The sequence below is a fragment of the Streptomyces capitiformicae genome (genome assembly GCF_002214185.1).
Classification (GTDB): Bacteria; Actinomycetota; Actinomycetes; order Streptomycetales; family Streptomycetaceae; genus Streptomyces; species Streptomyces capitiformicae.
The window spans coordinates 4,677,176-4,695,457 of the sequence record NZ_CP022161.1; the positions used below are offsets into that span (position 1 = coordinate 4,677,176).

General features: G+C 70.1%; 16 protein-coding genes. 12 read left to right on the forward strand and 4 right to left on the reverse strand.

Annotated elements, in window-relative coordinates:
• Positions 1-65: 65 nt before the first annotated feature.
• Positions 66-1,289 (reverse strand): threonine aldolase family protein, encoded by a 1,224-nt coding sequence (locus tag CES90_RS20870; protein ID WP_189785579.1) that lies wholly within the window; start codon positions 1,287-1,289, stop codon positions 66-68.
• A 184-nt stretch (positions 1,290-1,473) separates the two neighbouring features.
• On the opposite strand from CES90_RS20870, the gene CES90_RS20875 reads away from it, so the two are divergent.
• The 10 genes from CES90_RS20875 (at position 1,474) to CES90_RS20920 (ending at position 9,803) form a co-directional block, all read left to right on the forward strand.
• Positions 1,474-2,421: a Rossmann-like and DUF2520 domain-containing protein gene (locus tag CES90_RS20875; protein ID WP_189785580.1), complete on the forward strand. Its 948-nt coding sequence runs from the start codon at positions 1,474-1,476 to the stop codon at positions 2,419-2,421.
• Entirely contained in the window at positions 2,418-3,410 is a 993-nt protein-coding gene (panC, locus tag CES90_RS20880) for a pantoate--beta-alanine ligase (protein ID WP_189785581.1), read from the forward strand. The genes CES90_RS20875 and panC overlap by 4 nt, the downstream gene beginning before the upstream one ends.
• A gap of 11 nt (positions 3,411-3,421) precedes the next feature.
• Entirely contained in the window at positions 3,422-5,176 is a 1,755-nt protein-coding gene (locus CES90_RS20885; RefSeq protein WP_373313503.1) for an L-aspartate oxidase, read from the forward strand.
• Positions 5,177-5,181: 5 nt separating this feature from the next.
• Positions 5,182-6,168 (forward strand): carboxylating nicotinate-nucleotide diphosphorylase, encoded by a 987-nt coding sequence (gene nadC, locus CES90_RS20890; protein WP_189785583.1) that lies wholly within the window; start codon positions 5,182-5,184, stop codon positions 6,166-6,168.
• Between the two features lie 15 nt (positions 6,169-6,183).
• Positions 6,184-6,981, forward strand: coding sequence for a type III pantothenate kinase (locus CES90_RS20895; protein WP_037702429.1), 798 nt, complete (start codon positions 6,184-6,186; stop codon positions 6,979-6,981).
• Positions 6,982-7,184: 203 nt separating this feature from the next.
• Entirely contained in the window at positions 7,185-7,877 is a 693-nt protein-coding gene (locus CES90_RS20900) for a hypothetical protein (protein WP_189785627.1), read from the forward strand.
• Between the two features lie 19 nt (positions 7,878-7,896).
• On the forward strand, positions 7,897-8,088 hold the full coding sequence (locus CES90_RS20905) for a hypothetical protein (protein ID WP_189785584.1): 192 nt from the start codon (positions 7,897-7,899) through the stop codon (positions 8,086-8,088).
• Between the two features lie 99 nt (positions 8,089-8,187).
• A complete protein-coding gene (locus tag CES90_RS20910) occupies positions 8,188-8,658 on the forward strand; it encodes a BlaI/MecI/CopY family transcriptional regulator (protein ID WP_373313504.1) in 471 nt (156 codons plus the stop codon).
• A gap of 10 nt (positions 8,659-8,668) precedes the next feature.
• Positions 8,669-9,202, forward strand: a complete 534-nt coding sequence (locus CES90_RS20915) for an amino-acid N-acetyltransferase (RefSeq protein WP_189785585.1) — start codon at positions 8,669-8,671, stop codon at positions 9,200-9,202.
• A gap of 265 nt (positions 9,203-9,467) precedes the next feature.
• A complete protein-coding gene (locus CES90_RS20920) occupies positions 9,468-9,803 on the forward strand; it encodes a histone-like nucleoid-structuring protein Lsr2 (protein WP_189785586.1) in 336 nt (111 codons plus the stop codon).
• A gap of 14 nt (positions 9,804-9,817) precedes the next feature.
• Here CES90_RS20920 and CES90_RS20925 read toward each other — a convergent pair whose 3' ends face one another.
• Positions 9,818-10,432, reverse strand: coding sequence for an SCO3374 family protein (locus CES90_RS20925; protein WP_189785587.1), 615 nt, complete (start codon positions 10,430-10,432; stop codon positions 9,818-9,820).
• A gap of 442 nt (positions 10,433-10,874) precedes the next feature.
• Here CES90_RS20925 and CES90_RS20930 point away from each other — a divergent pair, with 442 nt between their 5' ends.
• Complete coding sequence (locus CES90_RS20930; RefSeq protein WP_189785588.1) at positions 10,875-13,400, forward strand: ATP-dependent Clp protease ATP-binding subunit; 2,526 nt, start codon at positions 10,875-10,877, stop codon at positions 13,398-13,400.
• A gap of 81 nt (positions 13,401-13,481) precedes the next feature.
• Here the strand turns inward: CES90_RS20930 and CES90_RS20935 are convergent, their stop codons facing one another.
• On the reverse strand, positions 13,482-16,628 hold the full coding sequence (locus CES90_RS20935) for an NACHT domain-containing protein (protein ID WP_189785589.1): 3,147 nt from the start codon (positions 16,626-16,628) through the stop codon (positions 13,482-13,484).
• Positions 16,629-17,047: 419 nt separating this feature from the next.
• Between CES90_RS20935 and CES90_RS20940 the strand changes: the two genes are divergently transcribed.
• Positions 17,048-17,644 (forward strand): M23 family metallopeptidase, encoded by a 597-nt coding sequence (locus CES90_RS20940; RefSeq protein WP_189785590.1) that lies wholly within the window; start codon positions 17,048-17,050, stop codon positions 17,642-17,644.
• A gap of 6 nt (positions 17,645-17,650) precedes the next feature.
• On the opposite strand, the gene CES90_RS20945 is transcribed toward CES90_RS20940, so the two are convergent.
• Complete coding sequence (locus CES90_RS20945) at positions 17,651-18,253, reverse strand: TetR/AcrR family transcriptional regulator (RefSeq protein ID WP_189785591.1); 603 nt, start codon at positions 18,251-18,253, stop codon at positions 17,651-17,653.
• Positions 18,254-18,282 lie beyond the last annotated feature (29 nt).

An 18,282-nucleotide genomic window follows, 5' to 3' on the forward strand; every position in this document is an offset into this window, starting at 1 on the left:
ACAACGCCCTCCGCTGAGCCACCACGCGAACCGGCCGCCCTCACCCGCGACTTGCGGCCGACTACTCACTCCTCGCGGCCGACCTTCTCCACCAGTGCCACGAAGTCCGCGACCGCCTCGCGCACGTCCTCCGCCGACCACTCGAGTCCCGCGGCCCGCACCTCCACCTCGGTGACGGCCAGCCCCGGCCCGCCCTTGTCCCAAGGGCGGGCGAACAGCACCGCCTTGGTCTCCTCGCCCTGCCGGACCGCGGCCTCCGTGACGACATCGACGTCGTACGGCAGCCAGACCTGGAACTCGTTGGTGTGCGGCTCCTCGGGATGCACCCGCACCCACGGCACTCCCGCTTCCGTGAACCCCTCGCGCAGCGCGGCGGCCACCACGCGCGCGTGGCGCACGTACTGCGGCAGCCGGGGCAGCTCCCGCTCCAGGCCGACGAGGGCCGACAGCACGGTCGGGAACTGCTGGAAGAGCTGGCCGCCGTACCGGTGCCGCCAGGCCTTCGCCTCGTCGATCAGGGTCTTCGGGCCGGCGATCGCGGCACCGCCGTAGGCGTCGAGGGACTTGTAGTACGACACGTAGACGCTGTCCGCGAGGCCCGCGATCTCGTCGACGGAGCGGCCGAAGTGGGTGACGGACTCCCACAGACGGGCCCCGTCGAAGTGGACCACCGCGTCGCGCTCGCGTGCCGCCTCGGTGACCTCGGTCAGCTCCTCCCACGAGGGGAGCACGAAACCGGCCTCCCTGAGGGGCAGTTCGAGCATCAGCGCCCCGAAGGGCTCGTCCAGGCCGCGTATCTCGTCGGCGGTGGGCAACCGTGGCTCGCTCGTCAGTCGGATCGGACGCAATCCGCTGACCTGGCTGAACGCGTGCCGCTCGTACATCTCGGGGTGGGCCAGCGGGTGCAGGGCCACGGCCGGGTTCCCGGTACGGCCCGCCCAGCAGCGCAGGGCCACCTGCTGGGCCATCGTGCCCGTGGGGAAGAACGCGGCGGCCTCCATGCCGAGCAGCGCGGCGGTCCGCTCCTCCAGGGCCTCGACGACCCCGTTGCCGTACAGGTCCGCCGACTCGTCCAGGTCGTACACGTCCCCGGCCCCGTCCAGCACGGCCAGCCGTTCCCGGATCGTGGCCAGGGCGCTCGTCCGCGCCAGCACGCGCTCCGCGGCCCGGTGGGCGACCCGGCGCCGCTTGGACCTCATCGCGGCTGCGGACTCCTGGAAGGATTCCTCGGGTGTCTCCACAGGTGTCCCCACGGACGTCTCGGGCGTCTCTTCCGCCGTGTCAGTCATCCCCGGATCATCCCCCGCGCCGCATCCCCCGGGCACTCGGTTTTCGTACGCCCGTGACCTGCGGACACTCCCCACCGAAACCCACAGCCTGTGGACAACCGATCGACCCTCGAACCAATCGCGTTAACATGACGAGAAATCGTCCGGTACCCAGAGCGGACTGGAACGGGAAGGCCACCACCGAGTGAGTACATTCCAGCAACCAGAGCCGAAGGACCGCCCCGCGCGGCTCACCGTCGGCGTCGTCGGCGCCGGCCGCGTGGGTCCCGCGCTGGCGGCGTCGCTGCAACTCGCCGGGCACCGCCCGGTGGCCGTCTCCGGGGTCTCCGACGCCTCCAGACGCCGCGCCGCCGAACTGCTGCCCGACGTGCCGCTCATGCCCCCCGCCGATGTGCTGCGCCACGCGGACCTGGTCCTGCTGACTGTCCCGGACGACGCCCTTCCGGGCCTCGTCGAGGGCCTCGCCGAGACCGGCTCCGTACGGCCGGGGCAGCTGCTGGTGCACACCTCCGGGCGGTACGGCGCGAAGGTGCTGGACCCCGCGCTCAGGGCCGGGGCGCTGCCGCTGGCGCTGCACCCCGCGATGACGTTCACCGGCACTTCGGTGGACGTGCAGCGGCTCGCCGGGTGCTCCTTCGGGGTCACGGCACCCGACGAGCTGCGGCTGGCCGCCGAGGCGCTGGTGATCGAGATGGGCGGCGAACCGGAGTGGATCGCCGAGGAGAACCGCCCGCTCTACCACGCGGCCCTCGCCCTGGGCGCCAACCACCTGGTGACCCTGGTCGCCCAGTCCATGGAACTGCTGCGCACGGCCGGTGTCGTGGCCCCCGACCGCATGCTCGGCCCGCTCCTGGGCGCCGCCCTGGACAACGCCCTGCGCTCGGGCGACGCGGCCCTCACCGGCCCTGTCGCACGCGGCGACGCGGGCACGGTCGCCGCGCATGTCGCCGAGCTGCGCGCGCACGCCCCGGCGACCGTCGCCGGATATCTGGCCATGGCCCGCGCGACCGCCGACCGGGCCCTCGCCCACGGTCTGCTCAAACCGGAGCTGGCCGAGGACCTCCTCGGGGTACTCGCGGGCGGGACGAACCCGATCACCGGGACCGACGGGACCGAGGGGAACGCCCGATGACCACCACTGTGCTGCGCACCGCCGACGAACTGCCCGCACGCGCGCGTGCGGGCCGTCGCGCCGTCGTGATGACCATGGGCGCACTGCACGAGGGCCATGCCACCCTGATCCGCACCGCGCGCGAGCTCGCGGGCCGGGAGGGAGAGGTCGTCGTCACCGTCTTCGTGAACCCCCTCCAGTTCGGCGCGGGCGAGGACCTCGACCGCTACCCGCGCACCCTGGACGCCGACGTCAAACTCGCCGAACAGTCGGGCGCCGACGTGGTGTTCGCCCCCTGGGTCGACGAGGTCTATCCCGGCGGCGAACCCCAGGTCCGCATCACCGCGGGCCCCATGGGCGAACGCCTGGAGGGCGCCGCCCGCCCCGGCCACTTCGACGGCATGCTCACCGTCGTCGCCAAACTGCTGCACCTCACCCGCCCCGACCTGGCCCTCTACGGCCAGAAGGACGCCCAGCAGCTCGCCCTGATCCGCCGCATGGTCCGCGATCTGAACTTCGGCGTGGAGATCGTCGCCGTACCGACCGTCCGCGAAGCCGACGGCCTGGCCCTGTCCAGCCGCAACCGCTACCTGTCCGCCGAGGAGCGGCGAACGGCCCTCGCCCTCTCCAAGGCCCTGTTCGCGGGCCGCGACCGGCACGCGGCCCAGGAGGCCCTCCGCGCGCGTGCCCGCGAAGTGCCCGCCACGCGCGCGCGTGCCGAGGCCCTGAGCGCGATCGGCGAGTCCCGCGCGGCCGCCGACGCCCACGCCATGGCGAAGGCCGCCCCCGGCGGTCCGGCCGCCGTCCGCGCCGCCGCACGCCTCGTCCTCGACGAGGCCCTGCGCATGAAGCCGCCGCTGGAGCTGGACTACCTGGCCCTGGTGGACCCCTCCGACTTCACCGACATCCCCGACGACTTCACCGGCGAAGCCGTCCTCGCCGTCGCGGCCCGGGTGGGGACGACCCGGCTGATCGACAACATCCCCCTGACCTTCGGAGCCGCCTCGTGACCACCACAGGCATACGCCCGCCCGTCGCCCACCACCACCCTCGAACGAGAGCGCTTCGCGCTCGCCCCTGCTTGCCCGCCCCCGCACCGGGCTGGTCCATCGACGCGGACGTCGTGGTCGTCGGATCGGGCGTCGCCGGCCTCACCGCCGCGCTGCGCTGCGAGGCCGCCGGACTGAACACCGTCGTCGTCACCAAGGCCCGCCTCGACGACGGCTCCACCCGCTGGGCCCAGGGCGGCATCGCAGCCGCCCTCGGCGAGGGCGACACCCCCGAACAGCACCGGGACGACACCCTGGTCGCGGGCGCGGGCCTGTGCGACGCGGACGCCGTACGGCTCCTCGTCACCGAGGGACCCGACGCCGTACGCCGCCTGATCGAGACCGGCGCCCACTTCGACGAGTCCGAGGAAGGCGGCCTGGAGCTCACCCGCGAGGGCGGCCACCACCGCCGCCGCATCGCCCACGCGGGCGGCGACGCCACCGGCGCCGAGATCTCCCGGGCCCTAGTCGAGGCCGTACGCGCGCGTGGACTGCGCACGATCGAGAACGCGCTCGTCCTGGACCTCCTGACGGACGCCGAGGGCCGTACCGCCGGTGTAACCCTGCACGTCATGGGCGAGGGCCAGCACGACGGCGTGGGAGCCGTCCATGCCCCCGCGGTCGTCCTCGCGACCGGCGGCATGGGCCAGGTCTTCTCCGCGACCACCAACCCGTCCGTGTCGACCGGCGACGGCGTGGCCCTCGCCCTGCGCGCGGGCGCCGAGGTCAGCGATCTGGAGTTCGTCCAGTTCCACCCCACCGTGCTGTTCCTGGGCCCGGACGCCGAGGGCCAGCAGCCCCTCGTCTCCGAGGCGGTACGCGGCGAGGGCGCCCACCTGGTCGACGCCGACGGCACCCGCTTCATGGTCGGACAGCACGAACTCGCCGAACTCGCCCCCCGGGACATCGTCGCCAAGGGCATCATGCGCCGTATGCAGGAACAGGGCGCCGAGCACATGTACCTGGACGCCCGGCACTTCGGCGCCCACATGTGGCAGCACCGTTTCCCGACGATCCTCGCCGCCTGCCGCGCCAACGGCTTCGACCCGATCACCGAGCCCATCCCGGTCGCCCCGGCCGCCCACTACGCCTCCGGCGGCGTCCGCACCGACTCCCACGGCCGTACGACCGTGCCCGGCCTCTACGCCTGCGGCGAGGTCGCCTGCACCGGCGTCCACGGCGCCAACCGGCTCGCCTCGAACTCCCTCCTGGAGGGCCTGGTCTACGCCGAGCGCATCGTCACCGACATCGCCGCCGCCCACGCCGAAAGCGGCCTCCACGCGCGCGTGCCCCAGCCCGTCCCGTACGCGGAGACCCCGGCGCACCCGCTGCTCGCCCCGGAGGTACGGTTCGCGATCCAGCGGACCATGACGGAGGGCGCCGGCGTGCTGCGCTCCGAGGCCTCCCTGGCGACCGCCGCCGCGGCCCTGGACCGGCTGCACGCGGACGCCCGGGACGCCCTCGAAGAGAACGGCAAGACCGCCGAACCCGGCGTCGACACCTGGGAGACCACCAACCTCCTGTGCGTGGCCCGCGTCCTGGTCGCCGCCGCCCGGCTCCGCGAGGAGACCCGGGGCTGCCACTGGCGCGAGGACCACGCCGAGCGCGACGACGCCGAGTGGCGCCGCCACATCGTCGTACGGCTGAATCCGGACCGGACCCTCGCCGTACACACCACGGATACCGCAGACTTCCCCCCGACCCGGCCGCACCAGCAGGAGCAGTGACAGACGTGAGCACCCCCGATCTTCCCCTCGTCCAGAGCGGCGGCTGCGGCGACGGCTGCGGCTGCGGCGCCGGCGAAGGCCTTGCCGAGGACGAGTACCTGGAGTGCGGGCTCGACCCCGCGCTCGCCCAGCTCCTGGCCGACGCCGGGCTCGACCCCGTGGAGGTCGAGGACATCGCCAACGTCGCCATCCAGGAGGACCTCGACCACGGTGTGGACGTCACCACGGTCGCCACGATCCCCGAGGACGCCCGCGCCACCGCCGACTTCACCGCCCGTGAGGGCGGCATCGTGGCGGGCCTGAGGATCGCCGAGGCGGTCCTCTCCGTGGCCTGCTCCGACGAGTTCGAGGTCGAGCGGCACGTCGACGACGGCGACCGGGTGGAGGCCGGGCAGGTGCTCCTCAGCGTCACCGGCGCCACCCGCGACCTCCTCACCGCCGAACGCAGCGCCCTGAACCTGCTGTGCCGCCTCTCCGGCATCGCGACCGCCACGCGTGCGTGGGCGGACGCCCTGGAGGGCACGAAGGCGAAGGTCCGCGACACCAGGAAGACCACGCCGGGCCTGCGGTCCCTGGAGAAGTTCGCGGTCCGCTGCGGCGGCGGCAAGAACCACCGGATGTCGCTGTCCGACGCGGCCCTCGTCAAGGACAACCACGTCGTCGCCGCGGGCGGTGTCGCCCAGGCCTTCAAGGCCGTGCGCGAGATGTTCCCCGAGGTGCCCATCGAGGTCGAGGTCGACACCCTTCACCAGCTCCGTGAGGTCGTGGACGCGGGCGCCGACCTGATCCTCCTGGACAACTTCACGCCGACCGAGTGCGAGGAGGCCGTGGCCATCGTCGCCGGCCGGGCGGCACTGGAGGCCTCGGGCCGGCTGACCCTCGCCAACGCCAAGGCGTACGCGGACACGGGCGTCGACTACCTGGCGGTGGGAGCCCTCACCCACTCGTCCCCCATCCTCGACATCGGCCTCGACCTGCGCGCGGCCGAGTAGGGACGGGGACGGGACATGCTGCTGACGATCGACGTGGGCAACACCCACACCGTCCTCGGACTGTTCGACGGCGAGGACATCGTCGAACACTGGCGCATCTCCACGGACGCGCGCCGTACCGCCGACGAACTGGCGGTCCTGTTGCAGGGCCTCATGGGCATGCACCCGCTGCTCGGAGAGGAGTTGGGCGACGGCATCGACGGCATCGCGATCTGCGCCACCGTCCCGTCCGTCCTGCACGAGCTCCGCGAGGTGACCCGCCGCTACTACGGCGACGTTCCCGCCGTCCTCGTCGAGCCCGGTGTCAAGACGGGCGTGCCGATCCTCACCGACAACCCCAAGGAGGTCGGCGCCGACCGCATCATCAACGCGGTCGCCGCGGTCGAGTTGTACGGCGGTCCGGCCGTCGTCGTCGACTTCGGTACGGCGACGACGTTCGACGCGGTGAGCGCGCGCGGGGAGTACGTGGGCGGGGTCATCGCGCCCGGCATCGAGATCTCCGTCGAGGCGCTCGGCGTCAAGGGCGCCCAGCTCCGCAAGATCGAGGTCGCGCGCCCCCGCAGCGTCATCGGCAAGAACACGGTCGAGGCGATGCAGTCCGGCATCGTCTATGGCTTCGCCGGCCAGGTCGACGGCGTGGTGAGCCGCATGGTCCGCGAACTCGCCGACGACCCCGAGGACGTGACGGTCATCGCGACGGGCGGCCTGGCGCCGATGGTGCTGGGCGAGTCCTCGGTGATAGACGAGCACGAGCCCTGGCTGACGCTGATCGGGCTCCGCCTGGTGTACGAGCGCAACGTCTCGCGTCTCTGAGGACAGTTCCCCGCGCCCTTTCAGGGGGCGCGGGGCTGTATCGATATGTGGCTCCGCCGCGCGGGCGCGAGCAACCACGGCGGGGGCGAGTGAAATCCCCCCAGGCGGGTGGTCCCCGGCGCCACACACCCCCATCGCGCCGATTTTGTCTGATTAGCGCGTATTGTCGCCGCATGCCCACGCCCCACGGAACCCGCGGCGGCATGGCGTTCGGCGCTGAGGAGCTGCGTGTGCTCCGTCGTGCCCTCGCCCTCGCCCTGAACCCCAGTCCCGCCTCGGCGGAGGACGTGCAGGACTGTCTCCGGCTCGCCGAGTCCGTCGACGAGGCGACCCGCGAGGACGCCCGTCTGAGGGCCTTCCTCCTGGCCGACCTCGCCCGCTACCGCGCCGCGCTCCCCGGCACGGCCACGGGCTACGCGGCGCTCCTGGAGGAGGCCCTGGACGCGGGGTACCGCCCCCACCCGGACGACCTCGCCGCGCTGCGCGCCCTGCGCGCCAATCCCACCGCGGCCGCCCTGCTGGACCGCTGCCGCCCCCTCCTGGAACGAGACGTCCGCGCCCGCTTCGCGGGGTGCGCGGCCAAGGCGGCGGTCGTCGTCCCGGCCTCCCGCCCCGGCTCCGGCGCCCGCTCCCGCGGCCGCCTGACCGCTCTCCCCGGCGGCCTGCCGGAGTCGGGCAGGGCCGCACACGCGCGTGCAGCCGGCGAGGGGCCCGCCAAGCCCAAGCCGGCCAGGCCCGCCCGTCCCGCCGAACCCGCCGACAAGCCGGGCCCGGTACGCCGCCCCGACGCCCCGCCTCCGAGCCGCCCCATCCCCACCCCCGGCGAGGTCTTCCCGCCCAAGCGGAAACCGCAGGCCCCGCCCGCGAAGCCGCCCCAGCAACTGGCCGCCGTCTAGCCCTGGCTACCCTGGACGCATGGACTACGTCTCCGCGCTGCTGCCCCCCTTCGTGATGGCCGTGCTCTTCATCAGCGTCATCAGGGTGATCGTGAAGAGCCAGGGCGGCCCGAACAAGGCCAAGGAGGACGCGGTCGTCGACGCGGCGCTCGCGCGCGCGGAGAACGCCCGCCAGGCCTCCGGCACCCGTCCCAAGGGCACCGGCGCCTGACGCGACCCGCCCCATCGGCGTACGACTCGTGTGCTTTTCGAGTCGTACGCCCTTTTTGTTCATCTTCTCCGGATATTGTGCGGAACTGTGCCTCGCCCATTGGGAGAACTCGAAGACGCGGTCATGACGCGGGTGTGGAAGTGGAACCGCCCGGTGACCGTTCGAGAAGTCCTGGAAGATCTTCAGCGGGAACGGTCCATCGCATACACCACGGTGATGACCGTTCTGGACAATCTCCATCAGAAGGGCTGGGTGCGCAGAGAGGCGGAAGGCCGGGCCTATCGATATGAGGCGGTCTCCACTCGCGCCGCCTACGCCGCCGCACTGATGAACGAGGCATGGTCGCAGAGCGACAACCCCGCGGCCGCTCTCGTCGCCTTCTTCGGGATGATGAGCGAGGAACAGCGGCAGTCCCTCATGGACGCCGTACGCATCGTGCAAGGCCCCGCACCCGTCGAGCCCGCCGCCACGGACGTCGAAACCGCTGTTGAAACCGCCGTCGAATCCCCCGAATCGTCCGGTGAATCAGGCGGTACCCCCGGCCAATCCACGGATCGCCCCGGGCGATAGCGTCCCGCTCATGTCAGCAGAGAGTCCCGAAGTCACCGCAAAAGCCATCACCGTCCGACGGGCTCGGACCAGCGATGTCCCGCACGTACGCGCCCTCCTTGACGCGTACGTCCAGCGCCGCATCCTGCTCGACAAAGCGACGGTGACGCTTTACGAGGACATCCAGGAGTTCTGGGTCGCGGAACGGGACGACAACGCACAGGTTGTGGGCTGCGGCGCACTGCACGTGATGTGGGAAGACCTCGCGGAAGTCCGCACTCTCGCCGTGAACCCGGAGGCCAAGGGGCTCGGTGTCGGTCACCAGTTGCTGGAGAAGTTGCTGCACACCGCCCGGTGGCTGGGTGTTCGCCGGGTTTTCTGTCTGACCTTCGAAGTCGAGTTCTTCGCGAAGCACGGCTTCGTGGAGATCGGCGAGACACCGGTCGACACCGATGTGTACGCGGAGCTGCTGCGTTCCTATGACGAGGGCGTCGCGGAGTTCCTCGGTCTCGAACGAGTGAAACCGAACACCTTGGGCAACAGCCGGATGCTTCTGCATCTGTGATCGTCGAGCGCGACCTATTCCGGTGAGGGTTGCCTCGCCCGGGTTCCCTATGTCCGAAACGCGTATGTTTCCGGTCTTCCCAGGCCCGTCGCCCTCTCCGCGCCCTCTCCTCGGTCTCTCCCCGGTCTCTCCCAGGGGTTTGTGTTTTCTCTGGAAAAGCGGTTTGCTTTCCGACGTACTGCAGTACTGCATATAACAGGGGACGTGAAACAGCGGCGGACGCCGCCGGCCCCCGGCCCTGAAGTTATCGATGAAAGGAAAACCGGTGGCACAGAAGGTTCAGGTCCTTCTTGTCGACGACCTCGACGGCGGCGAGGCGGACGAGACCGTGACGTTCGCGCTGGACGGCAAGACGTACGAGATCGACCTCACGACCGCCAACGCGGACAAGCTTCGTGGCCTTCTCGACCCCTACGTCAAGGGCGGTCGGCGTACCGGAGGCCGTGCTTCGGGCGGACGCGGAAAGGTCCGTGCCGCTACCGGCGGTAGCCAGGACACCGCGGCCATCCGCGCCTGGGCGAAGGAGAACGGCTACGAGGTCAACGACCGCGGCCGTGTTCCCGCGAGCATCCGCGAGGCCTACGAGAAGGCCAACGCCTGAGCGGCCTACGAGAACTACGAGAAGGCAGGCGGCCCGGTGCTCGCGCACCGTAGCCGGACGCGGTGGCAGTGCGTGGCCACCGTGTCCACCACTCGTACGAGGTCGGGGGCGCCCCCACCGCCCCCCAGCGCCGACATCGTCGGCAGCGAGGGTTCCACCTCGCGCCCCGGCTCGGGGGGCCGCAGCCATTCGGCAGCCCCCCGTGAACCGGTACCGCGCCCGTCCGCCCCGCCCGGAGGCGGCGGCGCCTCGATGTGACCGCCCGTTCCCACGGCTGTGAGGTCCAGGTCGAGGCCACCCCAGTCCAGCCACTCCAGCAGCCCCGGCAGCTCCTCCGCGCTGCCCGCCGCGACCAGCAGCCGCATGCGCCCGCCGTGCAGCGCCACCGGCGAGCCCGGCCCCGGGATCGGACCCAGATGCCTGAGCGCCGCGATCCCCGCCTGGGCCGGGACGTCGAGCACATCGAAGCGCAGGCCCGTAATGAGATGTACGGGCGCGCCGGGCACGGTCGCCCATCCGAGATCGTTCTCATACCACTGCCGCACTGTGAAGCACGAGACATCGCCTGGGAAATCGGCCGAGGCGTCGCTCGGGTCGAGCGGTCGGCGGGGAAGAGGGACGATGGTCATGTCAGGAGCAACCGTGCAAAGGACCCCGGAGTTACGCTGGGTTTCGATGCGGATGCGCAGAGTGCCGGGAAAGGGGGCGTTCCACGGTGGGTATCGACGCAAGGATGTTCGCCCTTAGCGGAGGGAACCGGTGCATCTGGCATGGAGTGTCAGTGCCTACGGGTAAGACATCCCTAGTGGGAGGGGGCGACACGCAGGGAAACACCCAGGCAAAGGGGCCTCACGTTCGCCATCGGCGTACTGATGGTGGGGGTAACTGCCTGGCCTGCGGGAACATCGTCTCGCACCATCGGGTTGGAGCAGATGTCGGCGTTCGGGGTCAGGAGGCCAAGGACGGTGTCGGCAGTTGGAATGAGCGGTCCCCGCTTGCGGGACTAAGCTGCGGAAGGACAGCGAGGGGAGCGTCCCCTTACTGCCTGACCGCTCTGAGGAGCGATTAACGATGTTCGAGAGGTTCACCGACCGCGCGCGGCGGGTTGTCGTCCTGGCTCAGGAAGAAGCCCGGATGCTCAACCACAACTACATCGGCACCGAGCACATCCTCCTGGGCCTGATCCACGAGGGTGAGGGTGTCGCCGCTAAGGCCCTGGAGAGCCTCGGGATTTCGCTCGAGGCGGTCCGCCAGCAGGTGGAGGAGATCATCGGGCAGGGGCAGCAGGCCCCGTCCGGCCACATCCCCTTCACCCCCCGTGCCAAGAAGGTCCTGGAGCTGTCGCTCCGCGAGGCCCTTCAGCTGGGCCACAACTACATCGGCACGGAACACATCCTGCTCGGCCTGATCCGTGAGGGCGAGGGCGTCGCCGCCCAGGTCCTGGTCAAGCTGGGCGCAGATCTCAACCGGGTGCGGCAGCAGGTCATCCAGCTGCTCTCCGGTTACCAGGGCAAGGAGACCGCCACCGCGGGCGGCCCCGCCGAGGGCACGCCCTCGACGTCCCTGGTCCTCGACCAGTTCGGCCGGAACCTCACCCAGGCCGCTCGTGAGTCCAAGCTCGACCCGGTCATCGGGCGCGAGAAGGAGATCGAGCGGGTCATGCAGGTGCTGTCCCGCCGTACGAAGAACAACCCGGTCCTGATCGGTGAGCCCGGCGTCGGCAAGACCGCCGTTGTCGAGGGCCTCGCTCAGGCCATCGTCAAGGGCGAGGTGCCCGAGACCCTCAAGGACAAGCACCTCTACACCCTGGACCTCGGCGCCCTGGTCGCCGGCTCCCGCTACCGCGGTGACTTCGAGGAGCGCCTGAAGAAGGTGCTGAAGGAGATCCGCACCCGCGGCGACATCATCCTGTTCATCGACGAGCTGCACACGCTGGTCGGTGCGGGTGCCGCCGAGGGCGCCATCGACGCGGCCTCCATCCTGAAGCCGATGCTGGCCCGCGGTGAGCTCCAGACCATCGGCGCCACCACGCTGGACGAGTACCGCAAGCACTTGGAGAAGGACGCGGCCCTGGAGCGCCGCTTCCAGCCCATCCAGGTCGCCGAGCCCTCGCTCCCGCACACCATCGAGATCCTCAAGGGTCTCCGTGACCGTTACGAGGCGCACCACCGCGTCTCCATCACGGACGAGGCCCTGGTGCAGGCGGCGACGCTCGCCGACCGGTACATCTCGGACCGCTTCCTGCCGGACAAGGCGATCGACCTGATCGACGAGGCCGGTTCCCGGATGCGTATCCGCCGGATGACCGCGCCGCCGGACCTCCGCGAGTTCGACGAGAAGATCGCCGGCGTCCGCCGGGACAAGGAGTCCGCGATCGACTCGCAGGACTTCGAGAAGGCCGCCTCCCTCCGCGACAAGGAGAAGCAGCTCCTGGCCGCCAAGGCCAAGCGGGAGAAGGAATGGAAGGCCGGCGACATGGACGTCGTCGCCGAGGTCGACGGCGAGCTGATCGCCGAGGTCCTCGCCACGGCCACCGGTATCCCGGTCTTCAAGCTCACCGAGGAGGAGTCCTCCCGTCTGCTGCGCATGGAGGACGAGCTCCACAAGCGGGTCATCGGCCAGAACGACGCCGTCAAGGCGCTGTCGAAGGCGATCCGCCGTACGCGCGCCGGTCTGAAGGACCCCAAGCGCCCCGGTGGTTCGTTCATCTTCGCCGGTCCGTCCGGTGTCGGTAAGACCGAGCTGTCCAAGGCGCTCGCCGAGTTCCTCTTCGGCGACGAGGACGCGCTGATCTCCCTCGACATGTCGGAGTTCAGCGAGAAGCACACGGTGTCGCGGCTCTTCGGTTCCCCGCCCGGATACGTGGGTTACGAAGAGGGCGGCCAGCTGACCGAGAAGGTCCGCCGCAAGCCGTTCTCCGTCGTCCTCTTCGACGAGGTCGAGAAGGCCCACCCGGACATCTTCAACTCGCTGCTGCAGATCCTGGAGGACGGTCGCCTGACCGACTCCCAGGGCCGGGTCGTGGACTTCAAGAACACGGTCATCATCATGACGACCAACCTCGGCACCCGGGACATCTCCAAGGGCTTCAACCTCGGCTTCGCCGCCTCGGGTGACAAGAAGACCAACTACGAGCGTATGAAGAACAAGGTCTCGGACGAGCTGAAGCAGCACTTCCGGCCCGAGTTCCTCAACCGCGTCGACGACGTGGTCGTCTTCCCGCAGCTGACGCAGGAGGACATCCTGCGGATCGTCGACCTGATGATCGGCAAGGTGGACGAGCGCCTGAAGGACCGGGACATGGGCATCGAGCTCTCCCAGTCCGCCAAGGAGCTGCTGTCCAAGAAGGGTTACGACCCGGTGCTGGGTGCGCGTCCGCTGCGTCGCACCATCCAGCGCGAGATCGAGGACAGCCTGTCGGAGAAGATCCTCTTCGGCGAGCTGCGCCCCGGTCACATCGTGGTCGTGGACACCGAGGGCGAGGGCGAGAGCGCGACCTTCACCTTCCGGGGTGAGGAGAAGTCGGCCCTGCCGGACGTCCCGCCGATCGAGCAGGCGGCCGGCGGCGCCGGGCCCAACCTGAGCAAGGAGGCGTAGCCGCTGCGCTGCGCTTGAGCGGAAGGGGCTGCCCTGGGACTTCGGTCCTGGGGCAGCCCCTTTTGTATTCGCGGGCTCCGCTCACAGGACGGTGTCGGTCCTCTGTATGACGGGAGGGCCCGGGAAGAGTCCGAGGAAGTGTTCGGGTACGTCGGACACGTCCCGGGCGAGGTGAATGCTGACCGTACGCAGGCCCGGAAAGAGCTCGGGGATTTTCGAGAGGTCTTCCGTCCCTGTGAACCCGTTGAGCGCGAGGCTGGTGATGTGCGGCAGAACCGGGGCGGCATCCCAACCGGTCGCGTTCCAGTGGAGGCGCAATTCCTCCAGGGCCGGAAGCCGGATGATCTCTTCGAAGTCCTCCGGAGTGAGCTTTTCGGGGAGCTTGGCGAGGCTCAGCTTCTTCACTGAGTGCATATGGCGCAGGCCGCGCAGCCCGGTGAACCGAAGCGCGTCCCTGGTGAACCGCAGATACTCCAGTGGCAGGTTCCGCGGAAGGGCCTCGTCGATGGATTCGGCGCAGAGCGGGATAGCGGTGTCGAGTGACTCCAGCGTGGTCGAAGCCGAGAGCGCATGGTAGGCACCCGGTTTTTCCAGACCGGGGAGGTAGCCCAATGACAGCCAGGTGAGCGGAAGTTCGGTGAGCGGTGTCAGGTCGTCCACATAAGGCGTGCCGCCGCTGAGGTCCAGATGGTTGAGCCTGCCCTGCTCCGCGAGGAAATCCAGGTTCCCGAGCACGCGGTTGTCACGTACGACGATTTTCTCCAGCTGGCCGGGACGGATACCGGCACGGATGTCGGCGGAGTCGATGTCGCCCACGACCTGGAGCCTGGTCGGGCTGCCGAGTCGGCGCAGGGCGGTCAGATGCTCGACGGAGTGAACGGCGAAGTAGAGGCCCTCTTCCGGGAGATGGGCGACGATCTCCTCGGCGTACCGCCGGGTGTCGAACCGGTGCCAGGCCCAGGCGAGTTGTGCCCGCACGGACAGCGCCGGATGGGACCGGAAGCGAGCGAGGAAGGGGATGGCTGCGTCCGTGCCGATGAGGGAGGCGGTGACGGAGACGGCCCTGGCCTCGCGTTCCGTGAGCCCGTCGGGCCCGGGGAGGAGCTCCAGCACAAGCGGCCCGCAGGTGGCCAGCTGGCGAGCCTCCTCCGTCGTACGCGGAGGGATCAGCGAAGCCGCGTTGCCCTCCACGGTGGCTCGTACGGCCGGGTCGAGCTGCGTCGCGTGTTCCAGACAGGCCAGGGCGAGGAGCCGTACGCGGGAGTTCCTGGTCCGGTCCGGCTGGTGTGCCGCCGAGTCGGTCAGGTCCCGTAACAGGTCGGCCCTTTCGCGCGGCCGGGCATGCGCGACGGCCATGCGGATGACGTCGGCCCACTGCTCGTCGACGGCGTTGCGGACGAGGAGGCCGAAGTCGCCGTCCTCCACGGCGGCCTTCGCACCGAGGTAGTCCTGGAAGGTGCGGTGGACGAACTCCACCGTGCCGACGGTGGGTTCGCGGAGGAGGCCGCTGCGGATGAGGAGGTGGCGGAGGATCTGTGCGGCGTCGCCCTGTGCGGCGGCGGAGGGCAGGGACGGCAGGACGTCGGCGATGATGCGGATCGCGCGGTCGCGGTCCATCTCGGCCTGGTTGTTGCGGATGAGCCAGTACGCGAGGCGTTGCAGGAGCTGGATCTGGGGGAGTTCGGTGAGGTGGATGCCGTGGGACCGGTCCTCCGGCGTGAACATGTCTCGTTCCTCGTCACGGCGCGACAGCAGCATCGACAGGGCGGCGTCGTACAACTCCTGTCTGCCGTGCGGGAGATAGCCGCGCCGGTCGCGGTGGAGGGCGCAGATCAGACCGCACATCAGGGGGTTGGTGGCGAGGCGGCCGAGGTCGGGCTTGGTGCGGACGGCGTCGAGGAGTGAGCGCTCGTAGCCGGTGAGCCGGTCCTGTTCCGTGTCGCGGGCGTCGACGCGGGCTGCCGTGTGCCAGCGGGTGATGAACGCGGCCACGTCGTCACGGCCCATGGGGGCGAGGGCGAGTTCGGCGAAGCCGTCGGGGGTGAGCCAGTCCTCGCGTACGGCGGAGGGGCGGGAGGTGACCAGCCACTGGTTGCCGGGATACACCTCCAGCAGGTCGCGCAGCCAGCGGCGGGTGCGTTCGCGCTCGCGCTCGGGGATCTCGTCGATGCCGTCGACGAGGAGAAGGCCCCGGCGGGCGGTGAGGACGCGGTCCGCCCAGCCGGCGGGCTGCGTGGCGTGGAAGGGCACGCGTACGGCGGCCAGGAACGCGTCCGGGGCCGGGAGGCCGCCGGGATGGCGGATCAGCGTACGGAGCGGGAGGACGAAGGGGACGCGGTCCCCGCGTTCGCCCCGGGCCGCCGTCACCGCGAGCCACTGCACCAGGGTCGTCTTGCCGGAGCCGGCGACTCCGCGCAGCAGCACGCGGTCGTGCTCGGCGAGGGCCTGCTCGGCGGGGAGCGCGGTGGTGCCCGAGGCGATGTGCGTGCCGTCGGGGCCGGTCGCCTCGTCGTCCTCGGCCGGGCGCAGGGCTTGGAGGCTGAGGTAGGCGGCGTCCAGGGGCCAGCGCTCGGGGGAGTTGACCAGGTCGATGCCGTAGATCGTGAGGTGGCTGTGCTTGGTGGCGAGGTGGGCGAGATAGCGGTGTTCGAAGGCGGGGTCGGTGTGGTGGGGGGTGGGAGTTCGGGCGATCAGCTCGTCGATCTTGGCGATGAGTTCGGCCTGGCGGCGGGACTGTTCGACGAGGGTGCGGGGTACGAAGGCGGAGCGCTGGGTGAAGAAGTGGAGGATGTGGAGGCAGGCGGTGTCGAGCACGCCCTCATAGAACAGGGTCGCGTTCAACGAGAGGTCTCTCGTCATGGACGGGCTCGCCCTGCGGAGCTGCACCGCGAGCACCTCGTGGCCGAGCTCCACGGCCTGCACGTCGGTCATGGTCAGGTCACCCAGGCCGTACAGGGTGTGGGCGAGCGCGATGATGACCGCGTGTTCCTCATCGGCGGAGACCGGCCGCTCGCCGGTCTTGAGAGCACGCTCGACCAGTTCAGCGGCGAGCTTGAGGAGGTCCTCCATGGTGAGCGTCCGCTTCTCGCCCCTGAAGGACACCAACCCCGAGATCCGCACCGGCCTGTCGACCAGCCCCGCCCCCGGCCCGTCGCCGACGAACAGCTTCTTGATGAGCGGCGTCATCACGCTGGAGGCCAGACGAATGCCTACTGCCGACGCTTCCACAACACTCCCCCGAAGTCATGGCGGCGGTTTCCTCCTCAGCGTAGGTCGTGTGGTCCTCGTCGCGTAGCCCGCGTCACATCCCGGGGCGGTGATTGCCCGAGGGCGGTGACATGCCGCACAGGCGATTTGTCCGTTACTAGGCGGAATAGTGAAAAGAGGTGGTGGGGCAGAAGGGGCTTTTGGGTGGTGAAGTGAGGGGAGGGGGTGGGGGCGTGCTGGTCGGATGTGTTTGGGGGTGAGTGTCAAGAAGTGAGGTGTTTTTGGCTCTCGTACGACGTTCAGTCGTAGATTGCGGGTTTTGGGTGGTGAGGGGGTGAGGGGTACCAAGGGGTGTCCCAGTCGGCGGCCGCAGAGGTGCGCCGGGTGGGTTCGTGTCCGTCGAGGCACAGTCCCTGACTCCGTCCCCCGTGAGGTACCCCATGTCGCAGCGTGCTCGCACTCCTCGTTCCCGTATGTCCCAGCTCCGCGTTCGGGCGGCCGTCGTGGCCGTTGGACTGGGGGTCTCGGGTGTGCTGGGGGCCGGGGTCGCGGCCGCCGCCGGTGGTGCGCAGGCCGCGAGCACCGGCACCGTCCAGGCCGCCGCGGCCAAGAAGGCCGCGTCCTGGGTCAGCCCGGTCAAGGGCTACAAGCTGAGCGCCCGGTACGCGCAGTCCGGGAGCATGTGGGCCGCCAAGCACAGTGGCCAGGACTTCGCCGTGAAGAGCGGCACGGCGGTCGTCGCCGCCCACGGCGGTACGGTCGTGAAGGCCGGTGGCAACGGTGCCGGTGACGGCCCGGCGTACGGCAACGCCGTCGTCATCAAGCACGGCAACGGCACCTTCTCGCAGTACGCCCATCTCTCGAAGGTCGACGTGAAGGTGGGCCAGATCGTCAAGACCGGGCAGCGTATAGCCTTCTCCGGCAACACCGGGAACTCCAGCGGGCCGCACCTGCACTTCGAGATCCGTACGACCGCGAGCTACGGCTCCTCCGTCGACCCGGTGGCCTTCCTGCGGACCAAGGGCGTCACCGTCTGAGGAAGGTCAGGGTTGCCGGGAGCCGCCGTGCGCCTGTGTGACCAGGTCGATCGCGACCTCCAGGACTGCCTTGCGCTTGTCCTCGGGGTCGCCTTCGACGTCCCGGAGGAGGAACATCCCGGCGTGCATGGTGAACAGGGCGCTGATGCAGCGGACCTGGTCCGGCAGGGCGGCGTCCGGTTCCTTGATCGTGTCGATCATGCGGATCATGCGGTCCTTGAACGTCTCGCCGACGCTCAGCTCCCGAACCGTCGCCTGGTTCTCCTGCATGAAGCGGAAGAGGGGGGCCGCGTCGGTCAGCGCCTCGCTGTAGCGGAGCAGGATCTCCCGCTTGGTGTCGAGGGTGCGGGGCTGGGTGTTCGCCCACTCGATCAGCTCGTCGATCGGGCGCTGCAGATCCTGGAAGAGGCCGACGAGGATGTCCTCCTTCGTCTTGAAGTGGTAGTAGAGCGCAGCCTTCGTCACCCCCAGGCGCTCGGCGATCTCCCGTAGCGAGGTCTTCTCGTATCCCTGCTCGGCGAAGAGTTCGAGGGCGACGTCCTGGATGCGCTGGCGGGTGTTCCCCCGGCGCTGTCGCTTCGTGGCGTCCGTGGCCTCGGTGGCGTCCATCCTCGTGCTCTCCTCACCCCGTAAAACTT

Bases quoted from the DNA above. Each gene is read 5' to 3' on its own strand.
- CES90_RS20905 (WP_189785584.1), top strand. From the start codon at position 7,897: ATGGACTACGTCTCCGCGCTGCTGCCCCCCTTCGTGATGGCCGTGCTC.
- CES90_RS20940 (WP_189785590.1), top strand. From the start codon at position 17,048: ATGTCGCAGCGTGCTCGCACTCCTCGTTCCCGTATGTCCCAGCTCCGC.
- CES90_RS20870 (WP_189785579.1), bottom strand. From the start codon at position 1,289: ATGACTGACACGGCGGAAGAGACGCCCGAGACGTCCGTGGGGACACCT.
- CES90_RS20895 (WP_037702429.1), top strand. From the start codon at position 6,184: ATGCTGCTGACGATCGACGTGGGCAACACCCACACCGTCCTCGGACTG.
- CES90_RS20925 (WP_189785587.1), bottom strand. From the start codon at position 10,432: ATGACCATCGTCCCTCTTCCCCGCCGACCGCTCGACCCGAGCGACGCC.
- panC (WP_189785581.1), top strand. From the start codon at position 2,418: ATGACCACCACTGTGCTGCGCACCGCCGACGAACTGCCCGCACGCGCG.
- CES90_RS20930 (WP_189785588.1), top strand. From the start codon at position 10,875: ATGTTCGAGAGGTTCACCGACCGCGCGCGGCGGGTTGTCGTCCTGGCT.
- CES90_RS20915 (WP_189785585.1), top strand. From the start codon at position 8,669: ATGTCAGCAGAGAGTCCCGAAGTCACCGCAAAAGCCATCACCGTCCGA.
- CES90_RS20945 (WP_189785591.1), bottom strand. From the start codon at position 18,253: ATGGACGCCACCGAGGCCACGGACGCCACGAAGCGACAGCGCCGGGGG.
- CES90_RS20900 (WP_189785627.1), top strand. From the start codon at position 7,185: ATGGCGTTCGGCGCTGAGGAGCTGCGTGTGCTCCGTCGTGCCCTCGCC.